The organism is Caballeronia sp. NK8 (assembly GCF_018408855.1).
GTDB lineage: Bacteria > Pseudomonadota > Gammaproteobacteria > Burkholderiales > Burkholderiaceae > Caballeronia.
Map to the genome: position 1 here is coordinate 1,420,278 of NZ_AP024322.1, position 21,966 is coordinate 1,442,243.

The following is a 21,966-nucleotide window of genomic DNA, read 5'->3' on the forward strand; positions in this document are numbered from 1 at the left end:
TCGGACAGGCAATCATGAGTGAGCAGTCGAGCGCGTTGAAGGCAGCGCCTAATTCCGGCCGGCGCGAGCCGGGCAGTTCTCCATCGGCCCCGGGCACGGACGACAACTTCGTGCAGATCGTCGACGTCGTGAAGAAATTCGACGACACGACGGCCGTGCGGGGCGTCAACTTGTCGGTGAAGAAGGGCGAACTCTTCGCGCTGCTCGGCAGTTCGGGCTGCGGTAAATCGACCCTGTTGCGCATGCTCGCAGGTCTCGAGTCCGTGACCGAAGGGCAGATCCTGATCGACGGCGAAGATCTCGCGAAGATGCCGCCGTATCAGCGCCCCGTGAACATGATGTTCCAGTCCTACGCGCTCTTTCCGCACATGAGCGTGGAATCGAACGTCGCGTTCGGGTTGAAGCAGGAAGGCGTGAAAGGCGGCGAGCTGAAGGACCGCGTGCACAACGCGCTCGCGCTCGTGCAGATGGCGCAGTACGCGAAGCGCAAGCCGCATCAGCTGTCGGGCGGCCAGCAGCAGCGCGTCGCGCTCGCGCGCAGCCTCGTCAAGCGCCCGAAGCTTCTCCTGCTCGACGAACCGATGTCCGCGCTCGACAAGCAGATCCGCCAGCGCACGCAGATCGAGCTCGTCAACATTCTCGATCAGGTCGGCGTGACGTGCATCATGGTGACGCACGATCAGGAAGAGGCCATGACAATGGCCAATCGCATCGCCGTGATGAGCGAAGGTCAGATCGTGCAGCTCGGCACGCCGCACGAGGTCTACGAATATCCGAATACCCGTTTCTCGGCGCAGTTCATCGGCTCCACGAATCTGTTCGACGGCAATGTCGTGGAAGACGAGCCGGATCACGTGTTCGTCGAATCGCAGGACCTGCCCGTGCGCCTCTATGTGAGCCACGGCATCACCGGGCCGCTCGGCATGCCGGTCACGATCTCCGTGCGTCCGGAGCGCATCGCGCTCACGCGCAAGCCGCCTGAAGGCACCTACAACTGGGGCCGCGGCAAGGTGTCGAACATCGCGTACATGGGCGGCTATACGCTCTATCACGTGACGCTCGATTCGGGCAAGGTCGTGGTCGCGAACCTGTCGAGCCTCGCGATCGGCGAGATCGATTCGCCGACCTTCGGCGACGAAGTCTATGTGCGCTGGAGCGCATCGGCCGGCGTGGTGCTGACGTCATGATGATGAATCTGCTCAGGCGCATGGGCATTTCGGGGCGCGCGCTCGTCATCGGCGGGCCGTACCTGTGGCTGCTGCTGCTGTTCTTCGTGCCGTTCCTGCTGGTCGTGAAGATCAGCTTCGCCGACAGCCAGCTCGGCATTCCGCCGTACACGGATCTGGTGTCGATGGAACAGGGCGTGATGCACATCGCGCTCGACTTCGCGCACTACGCGTTCCTTGTGCAGGACAGCCTGTATTTCGCGACCTACATGAACTCGCTGCTGGTCGCGGCGGTGTCGACGGTGCTGTGCCTGCTGATCGGCTATCCGATGGCGTATTACATCGCGCGCTCGAATCCGGCCACGCGCAACATCCTGATGATGGCCGTGATGCTGCCGTTCTGGACGTCGTTCCTGATTCGCGTGTATGCGTGGATCGGCATTCTGAAGAACAACGGCCTGCTCAACAATTTCCTGATGTCGGTCGGCCTGCTGCATTCGCCGATCGAGCTGTATCACACGAATATCGCGGTGTATATCGGCATGGTGTATTCGTATCTGCCGTTTCTCGTGATGCCGCTCTACGCGCATCTCGTGAAAATGGACCTGACCTTGCTCGAAGCGGCTTACGATCTTGGCGCCAAGCCATGGAAGGCGTTCGTGCAGATCACGCTGCCGCTGTCGAAGAACGGCATCATCGCGGGGTGTCTGCTCGTGTTCATTCCGGCGGTGGGCGAGTACGTGATTCCTGAACTGCTTGGCGGCGCGGATACCCTGATGATCGGCCGCGTCATGTGGAACGAGTTCTTCAACAACGCCGACTGGCCGATGGCCTCCGCCGTCACCTGCGCGATGGTCCTGTTGCTGCTCGTACCGATGGCGCTCTTCCAGCACTTCCAGGCGAAGCAACTGGAGGAAAAGCGATGATCAGGCCTAGCCGTCCGTTGCAAATCACCGCGCTGGGCCTCGGGTTCGCTTTTCTGTATATCCCGATCCTGAGTCTCATCGTCTATTCGTTCAACGATTCGCCGCTCGTCACTGTCTGGACCGAGCCGTCGCTCAAGTGGTATCGCGCGCTCGTCACCGACGACGAGCTGATCAACGCCGCGTGGCTGTCGTTGCGTATCGCGTTCCTGACGGCGTGCGCGTCGGTTGTGATCGGCACGTGGGCGGGTTTCGTGCTCGCGCGCATGGGCCGCTTCAGGGGCTTCACGCTCTACACGGGCATGATCAACGCGCCGCTCGTGATTCCCGAAGTGATTCAGGGCATCTCGCTGCTCTTGCTGTTCGTCGAAATGGCGAAGCTGATCGGATGGCCGGAGCGCGGCATCTTCACGATCTGGATCGGTCACGTGATGCTGTGCATCTCGTACGTCGCGATCATCGTGGAGTCGCGCGTGCGGGAATTGAATCCGTCGCTGGAGGAAGCCGCTCTCGATCTCGGCGCGACGCCTTTGCGCGTGTTCTTCACGATCACGCTGCCGCTGATCTCTCAGGCGCTCGTCGCGGGATGGCTGCTGTCGTTCACGCTGTCGATCGATGACCTCGTGCTGTCGGCGTTCCTGTCCGGCCCGGGCTCGACGACGCTGCCGCTCGTCGTGTTCTCGCGCGTGCGTCTGGGCCTGAATCCGGAGATGAACGCGCTGGCGACGTTATTCATTGCGCTGGTGACGATCGGCGTGGTCGCGGCGAACTACTTCATGCAGCGCAGCGAGCGGCGCAAGCTGGCCGCGGTGCTGTGAGCTGTGAGTCAATCCGCGCCACGCAAGCGGTACATGAACATGCGGCCCCTGAAGGGGCCGCTTGAACGTCATGCGTTCGCCAGATGCTTCGCGAACGTCGCCGGATCGGTATTGGTTCCGCACAGCAGCACGCCCACGCGCTTGCCTTGCAGACGCTCGCGCAGCGGGCCGAGCAGGGCGGCGGTGGCGGCGGCGCAAGCCGGCTCGACCGCGAGTTTGAGTTCGCTGAAAAGTTGCAGCATGCCGTGACGCAGCGCATCGTCCGACACGGTCACGATCTCGTCGATATGGCGCCGGCACAGCTCGTAGCTGTACTGCTCGGTATGCGGCGCCATCAGCGAATCGGCGATACCGTGCATCGCGCCCATCTTGATCGTGTGATTCGCCTCGAAGCTGCGCTTCATCGCGTCCGATCCTTCGGGTTCGACGCCATAGACATGCAGCGACGGATTGGCGAGACGCATGGCCGTCGACACCCCCGCCGCGAGCCCGCCGCCGCCGATCGGCAGGATCACCGCGTCGAGATCGGGCGCCTGCGAGGTCCATTCGTAGCCGAGCGTCGCGGTGCCGAGCACCGTGCGATAACCGTTGAACGGATGGATGAAGACGCGTCCTTCTTCCGCTTCGACGCGCCGCACGACATCGAACGCCTCGGCGACGTTCTCCGCGAACACGACTTCCGCGCCGAAGCGCCGGCACAGCGCGACACGCGCCGGACTCGCGCTCTTGATGATGACGACCTTCGCGCCCACGTCCATGCGCTGCGCGGCGTAGGCGACCGCCACCGCGTGATTGCCCGCCGACACGCAGGTGACGCCTGCCGAGCGTTCGCTGTCGGAGAGCGCGAGGATGTTGGAGAATGCTCCGCGCGCCTTGAATGTGCCGCTCGCCTGCAGGAGTTCGAACTTGAACGTGACGGGCGTGCCTTCGAGCGTCGGGAAATCGTGGCGCTCGAAGGTCGGCGTGCGTGCGACCCAGGGCGTGAGCGCCATGTGCTGCTCGGCGATTTCGTCGAGCGTCGGAATCGGCGTGCCGTCGATCGTATTGTCGGAATGCTGGGTGGCGGTGGACATGGCGCTTGTTGCTCTGAAAGGGTCAGCGGGCCTGTGCTTCGACGGACATGCTGTGAATGAACTTGCCGAGGAACGCCTCGCACTGCGCGAGCTGTTCGAGCGACACGTACTCGTTCGCCTTGTGCGCCTGCTCGATGTTGCCCGGCCCGCACACGATGCTCGGCACGCCCGCGTTGGCGAACAGGCCCGCTTCGGTGCCGTAGGCGACCTTGCGCTTGTCCTGGTTTTCGGTGAGCGCGCGCACGAGTTGCGTGATCGCGGCCTGCTCGGTGGCGTCGAGACCGGGCGCGGAAGCGAGCTTGGTGAATTCGATGGCGCCGTTGCCGTGTTCCTTCAGCATCTTCGGCAGCAACGTGTCATGCGCGTACGATTCGATGCGCTGGAATATCTGCTCGGGGTCCATCGTCGGCAGATTGCGGAATTCGAATTCGAAGTTGCATTCGGCGGGCACGGTGTTGATCGCGTTGCCGCCCTTGATCGTGCTCGTCTGGCTGGTGGTGAAGGGCACGTCGTAGAGTTCGTCGAACGGGCCTTTGGCGCGGAATTCGTCGGCGATATCGCGGATGTGGCAGATGAGCCGCGCCGCGTATTCGATGGCGTTCAGGCCCTTCGGCGTCAGCGACGAATGCGCCGCGAAGCCGCGTACGCAGCAGTGATACGTATTGATGCCCTTGTGCGCGATGACCGGGCGCATCGACGTCGGTTCACCGACGATGCAGCCGTCCGGCTTCACACCCCGCTTGAGCAGGTCCGCGATCATCAGCGGCGCGCCGGCGCAGCCGACTTCTTCGTCGTACGAAAGCGCGAAGTGGATGGGTTTGGCGAGTTTTGTCGCCTGCATTTTCGGCAGCATGGCGAGCGCCGCGCCGATGAAACCCTTCATGTCGCACGAGCCGCGGCCATAAAGCAGGCCGTCGCGCACTTCGGGCTTGAACGGGTCGCTTTGCCAGTCCTGTCCGTCGACCGGCACGACGTCGGTGTGACCCGAGAGCACGATGCCGCCGTTGGTCTCGCCGTCGTGCGCCGGAACCGTGGCGAAGAGATTTGCCCACTGGCCGCGGGGATCGCTGGTGATGGTCGCTTCGATGCCCGCGTGGCGCAGTTCATCGCGGACGGTTTCGATCAGGCCGAGGTTCGGATTGCGGCTGACAGTGTCGAAAGAAACGAGGCGCTCGATCCACGGCAGGGAGAGCGGCGATGATGTTGTGGCTGCTTCTGGATGCGCCGCATCGGCGATCTGTGACATGTTTTTACTCCTGCGGGTAGGGTTTGATCATAGCCGAAAAGGGGGGGCGGGCGGGGCGGTTCGCTTGGGCCTCGATGGATTACCTGATTTCGCGTCGGTCTATTAGCACTGCCCCTGTGCGGGGCGGCAGTCACTTTCTTTGCTGCTGCAAAGAAAGTAACCAAAGAAAGCAGCTTTCCCCATCCAAAGTACTTCATGCCGGCCGCGGCACAGGCGAACAGTCTTGGCACAGCAGTAGCGAGTGCCCTCAAAGGCCAGACCGGGCTTGGACCGCGCACGGTCTGAAACATCGCACCACATAACACACTGGTTCAGCACCAAATGGCTCCGGCCCGCTACGCGGCCGATGGGTCAATCGGGCCTGCGTGGACTTCTGCGTTTCTCTTATCTCGTCGGTTTCCCTTGCATACCCAACGGCAGCGCGCAGCGCTGTGCCGGAACTCTTTCGTGCTGAACCAACACGCTCAAACGACTAGCTTGTCAGACCGTGCGCGGTCCATGCCCGGTTAGGCCTACGAGGGCACTCGCTACAGAGGCCACGAACAGCGAGAAGAACACCCAAATTGCGTATGACCGCGGGCGTCTCGAGCTGCTTTCTTTGCCTACTTTCTTTGCAGCAGCAAAGAAAGTAGGTGCCGCCCCGCACAGGGGCAACGCCAATAAACCGACACGAAATCAGGCCATCCACAGAAGCCCAAAAAATCACCGAACAGCAGAAGCCGGCTGCCTAACCGGCCCGCCCAACGCCCGTAACGTCTCCTTGACCGTGGAAATCCGCACCGCAAGATCCGGACTCCGCGACTCGATGCGCAACTTGTCCTGCCCCGCCAGCTTGATGTGCTTGTGCTTCTGCACCATCTCGATGATCGTCATTGCATCCACCGGCGGATTCGGCACGAACTGCAGCGAGATGGACTGCTCGGCCGCGTCGATCTTGGAGATGCCGAGCGGCTTCGCAGCCAGCCTCAACCGATGCGTCTCCACCAGCGCATGCGCCTGTGGCGGCAGCTTGCCAAACCGGTCGACGAGCTCTTCGAGAATCCCATCGATCGCATCGCTGGATTCGCAGTTCGCGAGCCGCTTGTACAGCGACAAACGCTCCTGCACGTCGCCGCAATATTCGGCCGGAAGAATGGCCGGCGCATGCAGATTGATCTCGGTCGTGGCAGCCAGCGGCGCATTCAGATCCGGCTCGCGGCCTTCCTTCAGCGCGCGCACCGCGTCGTTCAGCATGTCGGTGTAAAGCTGAAAGCCGATCTCCTGAATCTCGCCCGATTGCTTGTCGCCGAGCACTTCGCCCGTGCCGCGAATTTCCAGATCGTGCATCGCGAGATAGAAGCCCGAACCGAGTTCCTCCATCTGCTGGATCGCCTCCAGCCGTCGCTGCGCCTGCTTCGTCAGCGACTGCGGATCGTGCACGAGCAGATACGCATACGCCTGGTGATGCGAACGCCCCACGCGCCCGCGCAACTGATGCAACTGCGCAAGCCCGAACTTGTCCGCGCGATGCATGAGGATCGTGTTCGCGCTCGGCACGTCGATGCCGGTCTCGATGATCGTCGTGCACAACAGCACGTTCGCGCGCTGGCCGACGAAATCGCGCATCACGCGTTCGAGTTCGCGCTCATGCATCTGACCATGCGCCACCGCGATGCGCGCTTCGGGCACCAGCGCTTCGAGCATCGTGCGCCGATTCTCGATCGTCTCGACTTCGTTGTGCAGGAAGTACACCTGACCGCCGCGCTTGAGTTCGCGCAGCATCGCTTCGCGAATTACGCCGTCTTCCTCGCGCCGCACGAAGGTCTTGATCGCGAGGCGCTTTTGCGGCGCGGTCGCGATCACGGAGAAATCGCGCAGTCCTTCGAGCGCCATGCCGAGCGTGCGCGGAATCGGCGTCGCGGTGAGCGTGAGCACATCGACTTCGGCGCGCAGCGCCTTCAAGGCTTCCTTCTGGCGCACGCCGAAACGATGTTCCTCGTCGATGATCACGAGCCCGAGCCGCTTGAACTTCACATCGCCCGACAGAAGCTTGTGCGTGCCGATGACGATATCGACACTGCCATCGTTGATCTGCTGAATTGCCGTCGATACTTCCTTGCCGGTCTTGAAGCGCGACAGCTCCGCAATCCGCACGGGCCAGTCCGCGAAGCGGTCGGTGAAGGTCTGCGTGTGCTGCTCGGCGAGCAGGGTGGTCGGCGAGAGAATCGCTACCTGCTTGCCGCCCATCACCGCGATGAACGCGGCGCGCAGCGCCACTTCCGTCTTGCCGAAGCCGACGTCGCCGCACACGAGGCGGTCCATCGGCTTGCCGCTCGTCATGTCGCCGATCACCGCGGCGATCGCCGCCGCCTGATCGGGCGTCTCCTCAAAGCCGAAGCTCTCCGCGAACTTGACGTAATCGCGCGGTTCGAGCTTGAACGCATAACCCTCGCGAGCCGCGCGGCGCGCATAGAGGTTGAGAAGTTCCGCGGCGGTGTCGCGGATCTGCTGCGCGGCCTTGCGCTTCGCCTTTTCCCACTGGCCCGAGCCAAGCTGATGCAAAGGCGCGCTGTCCGGGTCCGCGCCGCTATAGCGCGAGATCACGTGCAACTGCGCGACCGGCACATACAGCTTCGAGTCGTTCTGGTACTCGAGATGCAGAAACTCGGTTTCGCCTTCGCCGAGATCCATCGACACCAGGCCCATATAGCGGCCGATGCCGTGTTGCGCATGCACGACCGGATCGCCGATTTTCAGCTCGGCGAGATCGCGCACCATCGAATCGACGTTGCTCGCCTGTTCCTGCCGGCGTCGGCCGGCGCGGCGCGCGAGCGGTCCATACAGCTCCGTCTCGGTGACGATCGAAAGCTTCTCCGACGGCAACACGAAACCGTTCGCCAGCGGTGCAATGCCGAGCGTGAACTTGCCGTCGCTCGCGAGCCATTCCTGGAACGTGTCGCGCAACTCGCCGCGCAGGCCGTTGTCCGCGAGCAGTTGCTGGATGGTCTCGCGCCGTCCCGCCGATTCCGCGACCAGCATCACGCGGTTATCCGTCTGCTCCAGATAATGGCGCAGCGCGAGCAAGGGCTCGTCGGCATGGCGGTCGATCGCGAGTCCCGGCAGCGGCACGGCCCAGCCGCCTTCGGGCGTCGACGGGAACTTCAGTTGGGCGAACGGCTTGGCGAAGGTGAAGAAATCGTCGTCGGTCAGAAACAGACGGCGCGGTTCGAGCAAAGGCCGCTCGCGGTCATGCGAAAGAAAGTCGAAGCGTTGCTTGGTGTCGTTCGTGAAGCGCTTGATCGCCGCGTCCATGTCGCCGACGAACGCGAGCTGCGCGCCTTCGGGCAGATAGTGGAAGAGCGTCGCGGTTTCGTCGAAGAAGAGCGGCAGATAGTATTCGATGCCCGCCGACGGCACGCCGATGCCGATGTCCTTGTAGATCTGCGAACGGCTCGGATCGCCTTCGAACACCTCGCGCCAGCGGCTGCGAAAGGCGGTGCGCGCGGCTTCGTCGAACGGAAACTCGCGGCCCGGCAGCAGGCGCACGTCGCGCACAGGATAAAGGCTGCGCTGCGTGTCGGGATCGAACGCGCGAATGGAGTCCACCTGATCGTCGAACAGGTCGAGGCGATACGGCAGCGCCGAACCCATCGGATACAGGTCGATCAGCGAGCCGCGCACGCAGTATTCGCCCGGGCGCACGACCTGGCTCACGTGCTCGTAGCCCGCGAGCGTCAACTGTGCCTTCAGCTTCGCCTCGTCGAGGCGCTCGCCCTGCGTGAACGAGAACGTGTAGGCCGCGAGAAACGACGCGGGCGGCATGCGATACAGCGCCGTCGTCGCGGGCACGATGAGAATGTCGCAGCGTCCTTCGCCGAGATCGTGCAGCGTCGCGAGCCGCTCGGACACGAGATCTTGGTGCGGCGAGAACGTGTCGTACGGCAGCGTTTCCCAGTCGGGCAAAAGGCGCACGCGCGCATCCGGCGCGAAATAGGGGATTTCGGCGGCGAGGCGCTGCGCATCGACCGCGCCCGCGGTCACGACCGTCAGCAGCGGCACGCTCTCGCGATACGCGCTGTAATAGCGCGCGATGGCAAGCGCATCGGACGAGCCGGTCGCGCCGTCGAAAGCGAAACGCTGGCCTGGCTTTACGAGCGCGATAGGAGAACTGGACTGCGCTTTGACGGCTTTGGAAGACATAAGGTGTGCATGGAACGGCCCGGCAAACGCGGGTTCGAGGAGTCGAACCCGCGTGCGCGGGACGTGGTCGCGAAAGACCTATTATAAAATCCGGGCTTCAACTTTGACTTGCCCACAATAATTGCCCGTGACTTCGCGCCTGTTTTCCCTGATTCCCTGCGCCGGGACCGGCAGCCGCGCCGGTGCGCCGATGCCGAAGCAATACCAGACGGTCGCGGGCCGCCCGATGCTCGCGTACACGCTCGCGGCGTTCGACGCGTGCTCCGAATTCTCGCAGACGCTGGTCGTGCTCGCACCGGACGACCATCATTTCGACGCGCGCCGCTTCGCCGGGCTGCGCTTCGCGGTGGAGCGCTGCGGCGGCGCCTCGCGGCAGGCGTCGGTGTACAACGGCCTGATCGCACTCGCGAGATTCGGCGCGCGTGACGACGACTGGGTCCTCGTGCACGACGCCGCGCGCCCCGGCATCACGCCGGAACTGATTCGCAAGCTTGTCGCGGAACTGCGCGATGATGCCATCGGCGGAATTCTCGCGCTGCCGGTCGCGGATACGCTGAAGCGCGTCGCACCGAACATGCCCGATGCGCCTTTGTCCGCGGGCCCCGCGCAGACGCGCATCGCCCGCACGGAGTCGCGCGACGGCCTGTGGCAGGCGCAGACGCCGCAGATGTTCCGGCTCGGCATGCTGCGCGAAGCGATCGAGCGTGCGCGTCACGACGGCCACGACCTGACGGACGAAGCGAGCGCCATCGAATGGCTCGGGCACTCGCCGAAGCTGGTTCAGGGCAGTTTGCGCAACTTCAAGGTGACCTATCCGGAAGATTTCGCGCTCGCGGGCGCGATCCTTTCCGCGCACGCCTGACTCACACTCAAAAAGGTTTGGATCGATGGATTTCAGAATCGGACAAGGATACGACGTCCACCAGCTCGTCGAGGGCCGCCCGCTCATCATCGGCGGTGTGACGATTCCCTATGAACGCGGCCTGCTCGGCCATTCCGATGCCGACGTGCTGCTGCACGCGATCACCGACGCACTGTTCGGCGCGGCCTCGCTCGGCGATATCGGACGGCACTTTCCCGACACGGCGACCGAATTCGCCGGCGCCGACAGCCGCGTGCTGCTGCGCGAGGCGTTCAAGCGCGTGTCGGAGGCGGGCTTCGCGATCGCCAATATCGACAGCACGATCATCGCGCAGGCGCCGAAGCTTAGCCCCCATATCGACGCGATGCGCGCGAACATCGCCGCCGATCTCGATCTCTCGATCGACCGCGTGAACGTGAAGGCCAAGACCAACGAGAAGCTCGGCTATCTCGGCCGCAAGGAGGGCATCGAGGCGCAGGCCGCGGTGCTGCTGCGCCGAACGTCCATCGACCACTGAACCGACGACGCTACCCTTGCGCTTCGATCGTCAGCGCGACGGCGTTGATCACCGCCGCGATGCGGCCGACGTCGCGCAGTTGCGTCGTCGACATGCCTTCGGCCACGAGATTCTCGTAGTGCGACTTCACGCAGAAGTGGCACTTGCCGATGATCGACGCCGCGAGCGCATACATCTCGAAGCGCCGCTTGTCCACGCCGCCGTGCGATGCGTACGCGTTCATGCGCAGGTTGGCGGGCTGCGTCTTGAGATCGGCGTTGTCGGCCATCTCCAGATACGGATACCAGACGTTGTTCATGCCCATCAGCGCGGCGGCGGTGAGCACGGCGTTGGTTTCTTCCGGCGACAGCACGCCCGCGTTGCGAATGATGTTGACCAGCTTCGTCGCTTTCGCGGCGAACGCGGCGGCCAGCGCGACACCGACCGCATCGTTGCCGTCGAGCGATGAGCGGGCGATCGTGCCGTCGACGTTCAGGCGAATATCCTTCGCGTAGTCGGGCACGAGTTCCTTGATCGCGGACAGGAATTCCATTGTTTTCTCCTTGTTCGTGGCATGAGCGTGGCGTTAAAAAACCCGCCAGCGCCGAACACGTTCGGCCGATGGCGGGCTTCGCGGCATCCGTGAACGCTTACAGCGTCGAGCCGCCGACAGCGCGGTTGCACGGGCACAGTTCGTCCGTCTGCAAGCCGTCGAGAATACGCAGGACTTCTTCCGGGCTGCGGCCCACGTTGAGATTGTTGACCGACACGTGCTGAATGACGTTGTCCGGATCGACGATGAAGGTCGCGCGCAGCGCCACGCCGGCTTCCTTGTCGCGCACGCCGAGCTGATCGATCAGTTCGCCCTTAACGTCGCCGAACGCGTAGTGGTTCAGCTTGTTCAGGTCTTTATGCTCGCGGCGCCATGCGAGCTTGACGAACTCGTTGTCGACGCTGCCGCCGAGCAGAACGGCGTCGCGGTCCTCGAAATCCTTCGCGAGCTTCGCGAACTCGACGATTTCCGTCGGACAGACGAACGTGAAGTCTTTCGGATAGAAGTAGATGATCTTCCACTTGCCCGGGAAGGACTGTTCGGTGATTTCCTCGAACGCGGACTGCCCGTGCTCTTCGTGATGGTTGAAACCCGGCTTCGCAGCGGTGACGGTGAATGCTTCGACTTTATCGCCAACGGTCTTCATGCAGTAACTCCTGTGAAATCGTTGAAAGGACACACTCCAAGCAAACTACGGGATCGCCGTAACGCGCGCGTGACACTTTCAATGCCAGCCATGCCGCGCGTTAACCCGATTCACCTTAACCCTATACAAATAATCGTTCCAATAGTTTTTAACTAACTAAGTGGAGGGGCAGCGCGTTCAGCCTTCGAAACGCGCGCCGCCTTTGATCGGCGGAAAGTCGATGGTCACTTCGAAGCCCGGCAGCGGCGTGCGGTTGCGCAGCCGCAGCGTGCCGCGCTGGCGCGTGACGAGCCGTTGGACGATCGCCATGCCGAGGCCCGTGCCGTTCGCCTGCGTGCGCGCCGTATCGACGCGATAGAACGGGCGCGTGATGAGCGCGACCTGATCGTCGGGAATGCCGCGGCCTTCGTCCATCACCGAGAGTTCGACCTTGCCATGCGCGACGCGCGTCTGCAGCGTGATGCGGGCGATATCGTCGTGCTCGCTGCGTCCGTACTTGCGCGCGTTCTCCAGCAGGTTGCCGACCACGCGGCGCGCATCCGTCGGGTCGCCTTCGATGACTGCGCCCTGCGCGAGATCGGTGTGCATCACGACGCCGTCGTCGGCCTGGAAGCGCGCGGCCAGCTCGCCCGCGATCATCGAAAGATCGACTGCCTCGGGCATGCGCTGCATCGGCCGTGCGTAGTCGAGGAAGCGGCCGATGATCATGTCCATCTGCTCGATGTCGTCGATCATCGCGAGCTTGGTCGCTTCGTCCGACGGGCTCATTTCAGTTTCGAGACGCAGACGCGCGAGCGGCGTGCGCAGATCGTGCGAGATGCCCGCGAGCATCAGCGCGCGATCCGCTTCGAGCTGCTCGAGGTTCTGCACCATCTGGTTGAAGCTTCGGTTGGTTTCCGCCGCCACGCCCATGCCGCGCTCGGGCAAGGGTTCGGGCGATTGTCCCGAGCCGACCCTGCGCGCCGCGAGCGCGAGGCGCGCGAACGGCCGGTTCACGAGACTCGTGATGAACGCCGCGCCGAACAGCGACAGCGCGAGCGCGAACACGCCCCAGCCGGCCCATTGCAGGCCGGTGACGGTGTCGAGCTGATCGCGGTCGAGTGCGACCCAGTAGTCGTCGTCGTCGATCTTGAAGCTGATCCAGACGCCGGGAATGTCGTTCACCGATTGCGCGATGATCGTCTCGTTGCCGAGCCGGCCGCGCACGTCGCGCTCGATCAGCCGGTTGAGCGATTCATCGGGCTGGAGCTTGTACTTGTCGGTGGTTTCGCGCGGATACACGCGCACGCCTTCGTTGCTCTCCAGATCCTGAAGCAGCGCGCGGCGCAGGTCGGGATCGGAATAGAGCAGGGCGGTGCGCGTGAGCTTGACCACGGCGACGAGTTGCAGCGCCACGCGCTGCGCGCGCGGCTCGCGTTCGATCACGCGAAAGCTCTGGAACCACGCCGTCAGACTGACGGCGATGAGCAACGCGATCAGCGCAAAGGTTCGCCAGAACAGGCCGCCGAACGCGAGCGCCAGTAGCCGCCTGTCGATTCGCATGGGTCTGTCGGGTTCAGCTCGATGAAGGGGAGAAAGCGTGACGAAACTCGCTCAACGATCGATCAGGCTGCGCCGTCGGGAATGAAGACGTAGCCGAGGCCCCACACGGTCTGAATGAAGCGCGGACTGCTGGGATCGGGTTCGATCAGCTTGCGCAGACGCGAGATCTGCACGTCGAGACTGCGGTCGAACACTTCGTATTCACGGCCGCGTGCGAGCTCCATCAGCTTTTCGCGTGAGAGCGGCTGACGCGGATGACGCGCGAACACTTTAAGGACCGAGAACTCGCCGGTAGTCAGCGGAATTTCCTGGCCGTTCTTCGTGAGCGTGCGCGTCGCGAGGTTCAGCGCGAACTCGCCGAACTCGAATACTTCGGTGGTTTCGGACGGCGCGCCCGGCAATTCGGAAGGCGTCTGACGACGCAACACCGCATGAATGCGCGCGACGAGTTCACGCGGATTGAACGGCTTCGGCAGATAGTCGTCCGCGCCCATTTCGAGGCCGACGATACGATCGACGTCTTCACCCTTCGCGGTGAGCATGATGATCGGCGTACGATCGTTGCTGCCGCGCAGACGCCGGCAGATGGAAAGACCGTCTTCGCCGGGCAGCATCAGATCGAGCACGAGCAGATCGAAACGCTCGCGCACCCAGAGCTTGTTCATCGACGGCGCGTTCTCCGCAACGTAGACGTTGAAGCCCTGCTCACCGAGGTAGCGTCGCAGCAGATCGCGCAGGCGCGGATCGTCGTCGACGACGAGAATTTTTGAAGGGTTCTTGGTTTCCATGGAGGCATCTTAGCGCGTTTGATCAAACGCCGAGTTTGTAACAAAAGCGAGTGTAACAGTTGGTTACAAAATTTACGGAGGCTGTGGCACGGCCTAAGGGTTTGGTGCGTACACTGCTTTACCTAAGCCCGCCATTCGGTAGATACTCCATTAGACCAGCGCGTCATGCGGCCCGACCAAGCCACTGCGAGACGCGCGCGAAAAGAATGAGGCTGTCCGGTTGTCGAGCAACGAAGGGAAAAACATGAAGGGAGCGCGGCAGCGCGGACCCGTGCGCGCTGAGCGCATCTTCAGACAGACACTTCTTGCCAGTGCGCTTTACGCAGTACTGAGCACGCCTCACGCCTATGCGCAATCGACGGGCTTCGATCGCGGCTTCACCAATTCCCCGAATCGCTTCGATGGCCGCATGATTCGCGCGCAGCAGCGCGCGACGCCTTCGAGCCGCGATCGCGCCTCCGGCTCGCCCTCCATGCAACCCGTACAGCAGGCCGATCAGACGCCGCCCGCGCGCCCGCCGCGTCACACGGTGATGACCGCTGACGAGCGCCGTCTCTTGCGCCAGCACATCGAAGAAGCGGTGCGCGATCTCTATAAGCGGTGAGCCGCGCGGACCGCGATGAACCGACGTCAATTCCTCTCGATTGCCGGCGCGTTCGCAGGATGGTCGGGCAGCGTTGGTAACGCGTTCGCCTTCAGTCGATTCGATCCTTCATCTTCCATTCGCACGCTGGTCCTCGTCGATCTCGACGGCGGCAACGACGCCCTCAACACCGTCATTCCGATCGCCGATCCGCGCTATCGCGCGCTCAGGCCGACTCTCGCGATATCGAAGGATCAAGCGTTGATGCTCGATGAACGTACGGCGCTCCATCCGTCGCTCGTGCCGTTGATGAGCGCGTGGCGCGCGAACGATATGGCGATCGTGCAGGGCGTCGGCTACCACGCGCCCAACCGCTCGCACTTCCGCTCGCGTCAGATCTGGGACACCGCGTCGCATGCCGATGAATATCGCGCCGATGACTGGCTCGATCGCGTGCCCGGCGTGAACGTGATCCGCTTCACATTGCATGGCTTCGATACGCATGAAAATCAGGCGCATCGTCACGCGGCGCTGCTGGCTCGACTGGCTGAAGGACTCGCATCGTTGCGTGCATCGCTGATCGCGTCGGGCGACTGGAACCGCACGCTCGTGATGACGCGTTCGGAGTTCGGACGCGCCGCGCGTGAAAATGCCGCAGGCGGCACGGAGCACGGCGCGGCCGCGGCGCATTTCATGATGGGTGGCAACGTGCGCGGCGGCCTCTTCGGCATGCCGCCGCGACTCGATCGGCTCGATGCGGACGGCGGCTTGCCTGTCGGCATCGATTTGAGAAGGCTGTATGCGACGGCCCTTCGCGCATGCTGGAAACTCGATGCCGCCGCGATCCTCGGGCAGCGCGTCGAACCGCTACCGCTCCTGCGCGTCTAGCGCGTGCGCCACGTGATCCACAGCTTGCGGATCGGCGTGAGCGCGATGCGCTGATGCAGCACCTTGAAATTCTCCCGCTCGATCTCGTCGAACAGCGCGAGCGACAGCGCCGCCTGTGCGCGCAGCACACGTTGCGTTGCGCGCTCGGAAGCGGGGATGGCCGCGAGCGCTTCGATAAGTGTCTGTCGCGCGCGCCCGGTCTGAAAGCGCATGAGATCCGTGAATGCATCGCTGTACTTGCGATTGATGATGTCCGCGGCTGTCACGTTGAAGCGCTGCAACTCGTCGATGGGAATATAGATGCGGCCGTGGCGCGCATCGTCGCCGATGCTCTGAACGCGTTCGGCGAGTAACAGCGCTGAGCCGAGCGGCGCGGCCCACGCGGCGGCTTGCTCCGGAGCGCGTGCGCTCGCGCGTGCGATGGCCGTCGCAAACGCGCCGCCCGTCTGCTCCAGATAGCGCCTGAGGCCGGGCCAGTCGAGATAGCGCGCCTGATCGAGATCCATGCCGAAGCCATCGACGACCGCGGCAAGCGACGCGCGCCCGGTATCGTCGAGCACGGGATGCGCGGCGTCGCCCGCGTGCGCCCGCAACGCCTTCGTGACGGGATGCGTCGGTTCGCCGCCATCGAGCCGGCCGAGCTCGCCTTGCCACCACGCGTGCTTGGTGCGGCCGATCGTCGGATCGCTGGTTTCCTTGACGGTCTCTTCGAGTTCGCGATAGAGCGCGTAGAGCGCGGTCAGAAGCGGCTGGCTCGACATCGGCGCGCGGCGCAGCGCGTAGTACGTGCCGGAGCCATCGGGGGCGGCCTTTTGCTGGCAATAATCGTCGAAATTCACGGACGGGGCTTGTGGGGGAGGTTTTGTCTTGTGGCTTCGCGCACGGGCGCTCATTTTATCCGGCGAAGCGCGGCTTCGCTGCCGACGTGCTCGCGCCATTGGATTGTGTGCCGAACCACCGACGTGTATCGTCGCGCGCGCAACACTGTAGCCATCGACTCAGGAGGGCGCTCATGGCCTTGAGCAAATCCGAGAACAGGCAATTCAGCGACACGTGCCTGCCTTACCTCGTCAGGAGCGTGGCGACGGACTTCGGCTTCGATTTTCGCGTGTGTCCGCGTCAGATGCACGTCTCGCCGACCGTGGGTCTGCATATCACCGCCCATCGTCGCGCCGACGCCCGGCTCACCTATCCGCTCAACGTCTTCGTATTCTGGCAGCCGGCATGCGTGCGGCGGTTTCTTTCGCATGTCGACCGGCCGATCGCCGCTGCGCGCGCAAGCGAGCAGATACCGGAGGAGATCAGGCGCGTAATGGACCGTGCGGGCATCGACTTCGCCGGACGATCGCAGGATAAAGGCGAGGTGATGATGGTCGAAGTGGGCGAACTCAGCATCTAGTTCGCGACACGAGCGAGGCGCATCAGGCCTCGCAAACGAAAAACCCCTTTGCCGATGAAAGGGGTTTCGTGTGGTGCGAGGAGCGGGACTCGAACCCGCACACCCTTGCGGGCGTCAGGACCTAAACCTGGTGCGTCTACCAATTTCGCCATCCTCGCAGCACGGCAGGCGCGCTGGGCGCCCGGCGTTGCCGCCGTGTCGGCACCGGTCCACTGTGCCAAGCCCGAGATTCTAACCGATTCATCTGGCGATGTCTGCGAAAATGCGTCAACGCTTCCGGCGCCGCACATGGCGCCATGACGCGCGGATGACGAGCGATTCCGGTCATACGCACTGCAAGATTGCGGCTTGCCGAACGCCTGCCTACAATCTCGTTCAATCTTCCGCACGGCCACGCAAACTTCCCTCATGAACCGCAACGCGCGCAATCGCTTCGTCGCATGGCTCGGCATCGCCGCCATGTGGCTTGCCATTGTCGCGCCGGTCATCAGCCAGACGCTCGCGGCGCGCAATGCGGCGAACGACACGGAAGCCATCCTGTGCGCCGTCGACGCGCCGGAAGCGCGCGCGCACGAAGGCCATCACGCCGTCGCCGAAGAGGACGCCGGGCACGCCGGCCACCACGACGCCGCGAGCCATTTCGACGCCTGCTCGTATTGCGGACTCCTCGCGCACAATCTGCCGATCGCCACGGGCGTCGCGCATGACGCCGTGCGCGTCGAGCGCGTCACGCGCGTTTCGACCTTCGCGGTCATCGACACTGTCTCGTCGAAGTCCTTCAACGCCGCGAGTCCGCGCGCGCCACCCGTCCTGTCCTGAAACCGTCCTTCGTCCGATCGCCTCGACGTACCTCGCGCACATGAGCGCGATGTACGCGACGTACGCGCGCGATCGCTCGTCAGCCTTTTCAGGAATTCACGATGTTCACGCTCACCACGCGAGCGCGACGGCGTTCGCGCCGTCGTGCCGCGGCGCGCGCACGCGCCTGGCTGCCGCTATCGCTGATGGCGCACGCGGCCTTGTCCGCAGCCGCTTCTCCCGCACCGGATACCCCGGTCCCGACCGCGCAGGCCGATAGCGCCGCGCCCACCAGTTCGAACGACGCCACGCTGGCGCCGGTCGTCGTCACGGCGCAGGCGGGCTCGCGCGCGTCGCCGCTCGATCCCAATCTGCCCGCGAGCGTCAATACCGTCACCGCCGACCAGTTTCAGTACTGGAACGTGACGACGCCCGAAGACGTGCTCAAGTACGCGCCGAACATGGCCGTGCGCAAACGCTTCATCGGCGATCCCAATGCGACCATCGCCGTGCGCGGCACGAGCAACTCGCAGACGGCGCGCGGCCTCGTCTACGCCGACGGCCTCCTGCTCAGCAATTTCCTTGGCAACACCTTTACGTTCGCGCCGCGCTGGTCGATGGTCTTCGCCGACGACATCGAGCGCACCGATGTCATCTACGGCCCGTACTCGGCGCTCTATCCCGGCAACTCGATCGGCGCGACCGTCGCGATCACCACGCGCATGCCGACGCAATTCGAAGCCGACGCGAAAGTGCAGGGCTTCACGCAGCACTTCGATCTCTTCGGCGTGAACCGCAACTTCAACGGCACCAACACGACGGCGACGGTCGGCGACCGCATCGGCAAGCTGTCGTTCCTGATCGGCGTGGATCATCTGGAGAACACGGGGCAGCCGCTGCAGTTCGCGACGCTCGCGCAATCGAAAACGCCCGCCACGGCCGCCGACACGCCGGTCACGGGCGCGACCTTCTACAACGACCAGTTCAACGCGCGCACCGCGGTGCTCGGCACGTCGAGCGAAGGCATCACGCGCACGTTTCAGGATCAGGTGCGCGTGAAGCTCGCCTACGATCTCACGAACACGTTGCAGGCGGGCTTCACGCTCGGCTACTGGCATCAGAAGTACAACAGCGACACGCAGACCTTTCTGCGCGATGCCGCCGGCAATCCGGTGTACAGCGGCCGCGTGAACATCGGCGGTTTCGAGTACGTCATTCCGGCCGCGACGTTCGCGCCGAGCATGGGGTCGAGCGAGAACTTCCTCTACGGCGTGTCCTTGCGCACGCACAACGACACGGGCTGGAACGCCGAGGCGATCGCATCGTACTTCGACATCACGCAGAGCATCGCGCGCACGGCGAGTTCCGGCGTGCCCGGCGACGGCCCCGGCACGCTCACCGACGGCAGCGGCTCGGGCTGGAAATCGCTCGATCTGCGCACGAGCTGGACGCCCACCGCGCGCTCGGGTCTCGCCGCGCACGCATTGTCGTTCGGCTACCACTACGACAACTATTTTCTCGACAACGTCACCTCGAACACGAGTGCGTGGCGCGAGGGCGCGGGCGTGTCGTTCGCCAATTCGTTCGGCGGACGCACGCGCACGCAGGCGCTCTACGCGCAGGACGCGTGGCGCTTTCTGCCGCGCTGGGCATTCACCTACGGCGTGCGCTACGAGAACTGGAACGCGTATGACGGCACGCGCGCAGTCGGCTCGACCGCGCTCGGGTATGCGGACGCGAGCGAGAGCCATTGGTCGCCGAAAGCGTCGCTGTCGTTCGACGTCACGCAGGACCTGACATTGCGCGCTTCAGTCGGACGCGCGTACCGGTTTCCGACCGTCGGCGAGTTGTTTCAAGGGCAGATCAACGGCATCTCGATCGTCAACAACAATCCGAACCTGCAGCCCGAAGACGATTTGTCCAAGGAGCTGACGGCCGAATGGGTGCGCGGCAACGGGCTGTATCGCTTCACGCTCTTTCAGGACGACGTGAAGAACACGATCTTCAGCCAGACCAACACGACCGTCATTCCCAACGTCACGAACTTCCAGAATATCGACAAGGTGCGTTCGCGCGGCGTCGAGTTCGCCTACGAAGGACAGGACGTGCTCATGCGCGGGCTCGATCTCATCGCGAACGCCGCGTACACGCAATCGAAGATTCTCGCGAACAGCGGCAATCCGGCATCGGTGGGCAAGTATTTCTATCGGATTCCGCTGTGGCGCGCGAACGTGGCGGCGACGTATCACACGCCCGGGAATACGGCGACGACGCTCGCGGTACGTTACTCGGGGCGGCAATACAACACGCTCACGAACACCGACGTCAATCCGAACACCTACGGCGGCACGAGCACGTACGCGGTCGTCGACGCGAAGTTCACGTGGAAGCCGACCAAGCGCACGGAGCTGGGCGTCGGCGTCGACAACCTGTTCGACAAGCGCTACTACGTATTCCATCCGTATGCGGGGCGCACGTTCTATCTCGAAGGACGCATCGGCATCTGATCTCCTTCAACTGACAACGCACCTATTCAACGAGAATCGTCATGCTTGCACCCAACTTGAACGCGGCAGAGGCAACGTCGAACGCGCAGGTCATCGCGCATCGCCGCACGCTCTGGCGCTGGCATTTCTACGCGGGCCTCTTCGTGATGCCTCTGCTCATCGTGCTCGCGATCACCGGCACGATCTATTGCTTTCAGCCGCAGATCGAACCGCTGCTGTATCGCGACAGGATGGTCGTCACCGATACCCACGGCCCGCAGCTTTCACGCGAGGTTCTGCTCGCGAAGGCCGCTGCGAACGAGCCGCGCGGCGCCGTGCCGACGCTCGTGCAGATCGAAGCCGATCGCACGCGCAGCGCGGAGTTCGTCTTTCGTCTGCCTTCGGGCGAAAGCGAAAGCGTCTATGTGAATCCCTACGATGGCGCCGTGCTCGGCACGCTTTCGGTCGAACATCGGCTGATGAAGCAGGTGCGCAATCTGCATCGCGGGCTGATGCTCGGCAAGACCGGCGAGCTCGTGATGGAGCTGGCGGGCTGCTGGACGCTCGTGATGATCGGCACGGGCATCGCGTTGTGGTGGCCCAGCCGGTCGAATGCCCCGAACGTTACGAGAGGCGGCGTGTGGCTGCCGCGTCTGTCGCTGCAAGGCCGCGCGTGGTGGCGCGATCTGCATGCGGTCGGCGGCGTGTGGCTTGCCATCGGCGCGCTGTTCTTCGTGCTGTCGGGATTGCCGTGGTCGGGATCGTGGGGCAAGCAGTTCAAGGCGCTCGCGACCTCGGCGTCGCTCGGTTATCCGAAGGGCGCGTGGGGCGAGGCGCACGTGCATTCGACCGCGCCCGGCGCAGCGGGAAAGCCGGCCGATGAACACGCGATGCACGGCATGCAGATGAAGATGGACGATCTGCCGTTGCCGCAAACGCCGTGGGCCGTCGGTGCGACGACCGTGCCGGACAGCGCGCATGCCCCGGCGCCGGCCGCGCGCGTGTCGATCGACGACGTGGTCGCGCTCGCCGCGAAAAACGGCGTCACCGACGACTACGGCATCGCGCTGCCGGCCAAACCGACCGGCGTCTACACGGTGTCGTATTTCCCCGCCGATCCGCGTGACGAGCGCACGCTGCACATCGATCAATACAGCGGACGCGTGTTGTCCGATATCGACTACGCGAGCTATGGAGGCGTCGCGCAGTGGATTTCGTACGGCACGTCGCTGCACATGGGGCGCTATTTCGGGCTCGCGAATCAGATCGTCTGCTCGGCGATCTCGCTCGGGCTCGCCGCGCTCGCGGTGACCGGCTTCATCATGTGGATGAAGCGCCGGCCCACGCGCGAACTGGGCGCGCCGGCGCGGCCGGTCAAGCGTGCGCCCATGCGCGCATGGCGCGGCGGCCTGACCGTGCTCGGCATGATCTTCCCGCTGATGGGGGCGACGATGCTCGCCGTCTGGTGCCTGGACCGGCTCGCGTTCGGCGCGAAACGCGCGGTGGCCTGAGGCGCGCGC

General features: G+C 63.9%; 19 protein-coding genes and 1 tRNA gene. 11 read left to right on the top strand and 9 right to left on the bottom strand.

All coding sequences use genetic code 11. The annotated features are described in order from the left end of the window. Positions 1–14: 14 nt before the first annotated feature. The 3 genes from potA to NK8_RS06885 are packed head-to-tail and all read left to right on the top strand — an operon-like array spanning position 15 to position 2,907. A complete protein-coding gene (gene potA, locus NK8_RS06875; protein ID WP_213228292.1) occupies positions 15–1,187 on the top strand; it encodes an ABC transporter ATP-binding protein in 1,173 nt (390 codons plus the stop codon). Further along, positions 1,184–2,092 carry an ABC transporter permease subunit gene (locus NK8_RS06880; protein ID WP_213228294.1) on the top strand — a complete coding sequence of 303 codons (909 nt, stop codon included), beginning with the start codon at positions 1,184–1,186 and terminating at the stop codon, positions 2,090–2,092. The genes potA and NK8_RS06880 overlap by 4 nt, the downstream gene beginning before the upstream one ends. Continuing rightward, the gene (locus NK8_RS06885) at positions 2,092–2,907 is read left to right on the top strand and encodes an ABC transporter permease subunit (RefSeq protein ID WP_213228531.1); all 816 of its coding nucleotides are present in this window, start codon (positions 2,092–2,094) and stop codon (positions 2,905–2,907) included. The genes NK8_RS06880 and NK8_RS06885 overlap by 1 nt, the downstream gene beginning before the upstream one ends. A gap of 68 nt (positions 2,908–2,975) precedes the next feature. Here NK8_RS06885 and NK8_RS06890 read toward each other — a convergent pair whose 3' ends face one another. The 3 genes from NK8_RS06890 to mfd all read right to left on the bottom strand — a co-directional run bounded on the left by NK8_RS06890 (position 2,976) and on the right by mfd (position 9,405). Next, positions 2,976–3,980, bottom strand: a complete 1,005-nt coding sequence (locus tag NK8_RS06890) for a threonine/serine dehydratase (protein ID WP_162065577.1) — start codon at positions 3,978–3,980, stop codon at positions 2,976–2,978. A gap of 22 nt (positions 3,981–4,002) precedes the next feature. After that, entirely contained in the window at positions 4,003–5,226 is a 1,224-nt protein-coding gene (argE, locus tag NK8_RS06895) for an acetylornithine deacetylase (protein WP_213228296.1), read from the bottom strand. A gap of 702 nt (positions 5,227–5,928) precedes the next feature. Beyond that, positions 5,929–9,405: a transcription-repair coupling factor gene (gene mfd / locus NK8_RS06900; protein ID WP_213228298.1), complete on the bottom strand. Its 3,477-nt coding sequence runs from the start codon at positions 9,403–9,405 to the stop codon at positions 5,929–5,931. 127 nt (positions 9,406–9,532) lie between these two features. Between mfd and ispD the strand changes: the two genes are divergently transcribed. Together ispD and ispF are read left to right on the top strand one after the other, a co-directional pair. Continuing rightward, entirely contained in the window at positions 9,533–10,267 is a 735-nt protein-coding gene (gene ispD, locus NK8_RS06905; RefSeq protein WP_061176238.1) for a 2-C-methyl-D-erythritol 4-phosphate cytidylyltransferase, read from the top strand. A 25-nt stretch (positions 10,268–10,292) separates the two neighbouring features. Continuing rightward, entirely contained in the window at positions 10,293–10,784 is a 492-nt protein-coding gene (gene ispF, locus NK8_RS06910; protein ID WP_213228300.1) for a 2-C-methyl-D-erythritol 2,4-cyclodiphosphate synthase, read from the top strand. Positions 10,785–10,794: 10 nt separating this feature from the next. On the opposite strand, the gene NK8_RS06915 is transcribed toward ispF, so the two are convergent. From NK8_RS06915 to ompR, 4 genes are all read right to left on the bottom strand, one after another. After that, positions 10,795–11,316, bottom strand: a complete 522-nt coding sequence (locus NK8_RS06915; RefSeq protein ID WP_213228302.1) for a carboxymuconolactone decarboxylase family protein — start codon at positions 11,314–11,316, stop codon at positions 10,795–10,797. A gap of 97 nt (positions 11,317–11,413) precedes the next feature. Next, a complete protein-coding gene (locus NK8_RS06920; protein ID WP_162065582.1) occupies positions 11,414–11,962 on the bottom strand; it encodes a peroxiredoxin in 549 nt (182 codons plus the stop codon). Between the two features lie 177 nt (positions 11,963–12,139). After that, positions 12,140–13,504, bottom strand: coding sequence for an ATP-binding protein (locus NK8_RS06925; protein WP_162065583.1), 1,365 nt, complete (start codon positions 13,502–13,504; stop codon positions 12,140–12,142). A gap of 62 nt (positions 13,505–13,566) precedes the next feature. Continuing rightward, complete coding sequence (gene ompR, locus NK8_RS06930) at positions 13,567–14,292, bottom strand: two-component system response regulator OmpR (RefSeq protein WP_008349770.1); 726 nt, start codon at positions 14,290–14,292, stop codon at positions 13,567–13,569. A 244-nt stretch (positions 14,293–14,536) separates the two neighbouring features. On the opposite strand from ompR, the gene NK8_RS06935 reads away from it, so the two are divergent. After that, on the top strand, positions 14,537–14,896 hold the full coding sequence (locus NK8_RS06935) for a hypothetical protein (RefSeq protein ID WP_225936221.1): 360 nt from the start codon (positions 14,537–14,539) through the stop codon (positions 14,894–14,896). Positions 14,897–14,911: 15 nt separating this feature from the next. Beyond that, entirely contained in the window at positions 14,912–15,763 is an 852-nt protein-coding gene (locus NK8_RS06940) for a DUF1501 domain-containing protein (RefSeq protein ID WP_213228304.1), read from the top strand. On the opposite strand, the gene NK8_RS06945 is transcribed toward NK8_RS06940, so the two are convergent. Then, complete coding sequence (locus NK8_RS06945) at positions 15,760–16,602, bottom strand: squalene/phytoene synthase family protein (protein WP_225936222.1); 843 nt, start codon at positions 16,600–16,602, stop codon at positions 15,760–15,762. The genes NK8_RS06940 and NK8_RS06945 overlap by 4 nt on opposite strands. A gap of 173 nt (positions 16,603–16,775) precedes the next feature. On the opposite strand from NK8_RS06945, the gene NK8_RS06950 reads away from it, so the two are divergent. Continuing rightward, on the top strand, positions 16,776–17,162 hold the full coding sequence (locus NK8_RS06950) for a DUF5594 family protein (RefSeq protein ID WP_213228308.1): 387 nt from the start codon (positions 16,776–16,778) through the stop codon (positions 17,160–17,162). Positions 17,163–17,233: 71 nt separating this feature from the next. Here the strand turns inward: NK8_RS06950 and NK8_RS06955 are convergent. After that, positions 17,234–17,320 (bottom strand) — tRNA-Leu (locus tag NK8_RS06955). A 250-nt stretch (positions 17,321–17,570) separates the two neighbouring features. Here NK8_RS06955 and NK8_RS06960 point away from each other — a divergent pair. From NK8_RS06960 to NK8_RS06970, 3 genes are all read left to right on the top strand, one after another. Then, on the top strand, positions 17,571–17,981 hold the full coding sequence (locus NK8_RS06960; RefSeq protein WP_213228309.1) for a DUF2946 domain-containing protein: 411 nt from the start codon (positions 17,571–17,573) through the stop codon (positions 17,979–17,981). 101 nt (positions 17,982–18,082) lie between these two features. Then, positions 18,083–20,467, top strand: a complete 2,385-nt coding sequence (locus NK8_RS06965) for a TonB-dependent receptor (protein WP_213228311.1) — start codon at positions 18,083–18,085, stop codon at positions 20,465–20,467. A gap of 41 nt (positions 20,468–20,508) precedes the next feature. Then, entirely contained in the window at positions 20,509–21,957 is a 1,449-nt protein-coding gene (locus NK8_RS06970) for a PepSY domain-containing protein (protein ID WP_213228313.1), read from the top strand. Positions 21,958–21,966 lie beyond the last annotated feature (9 nt).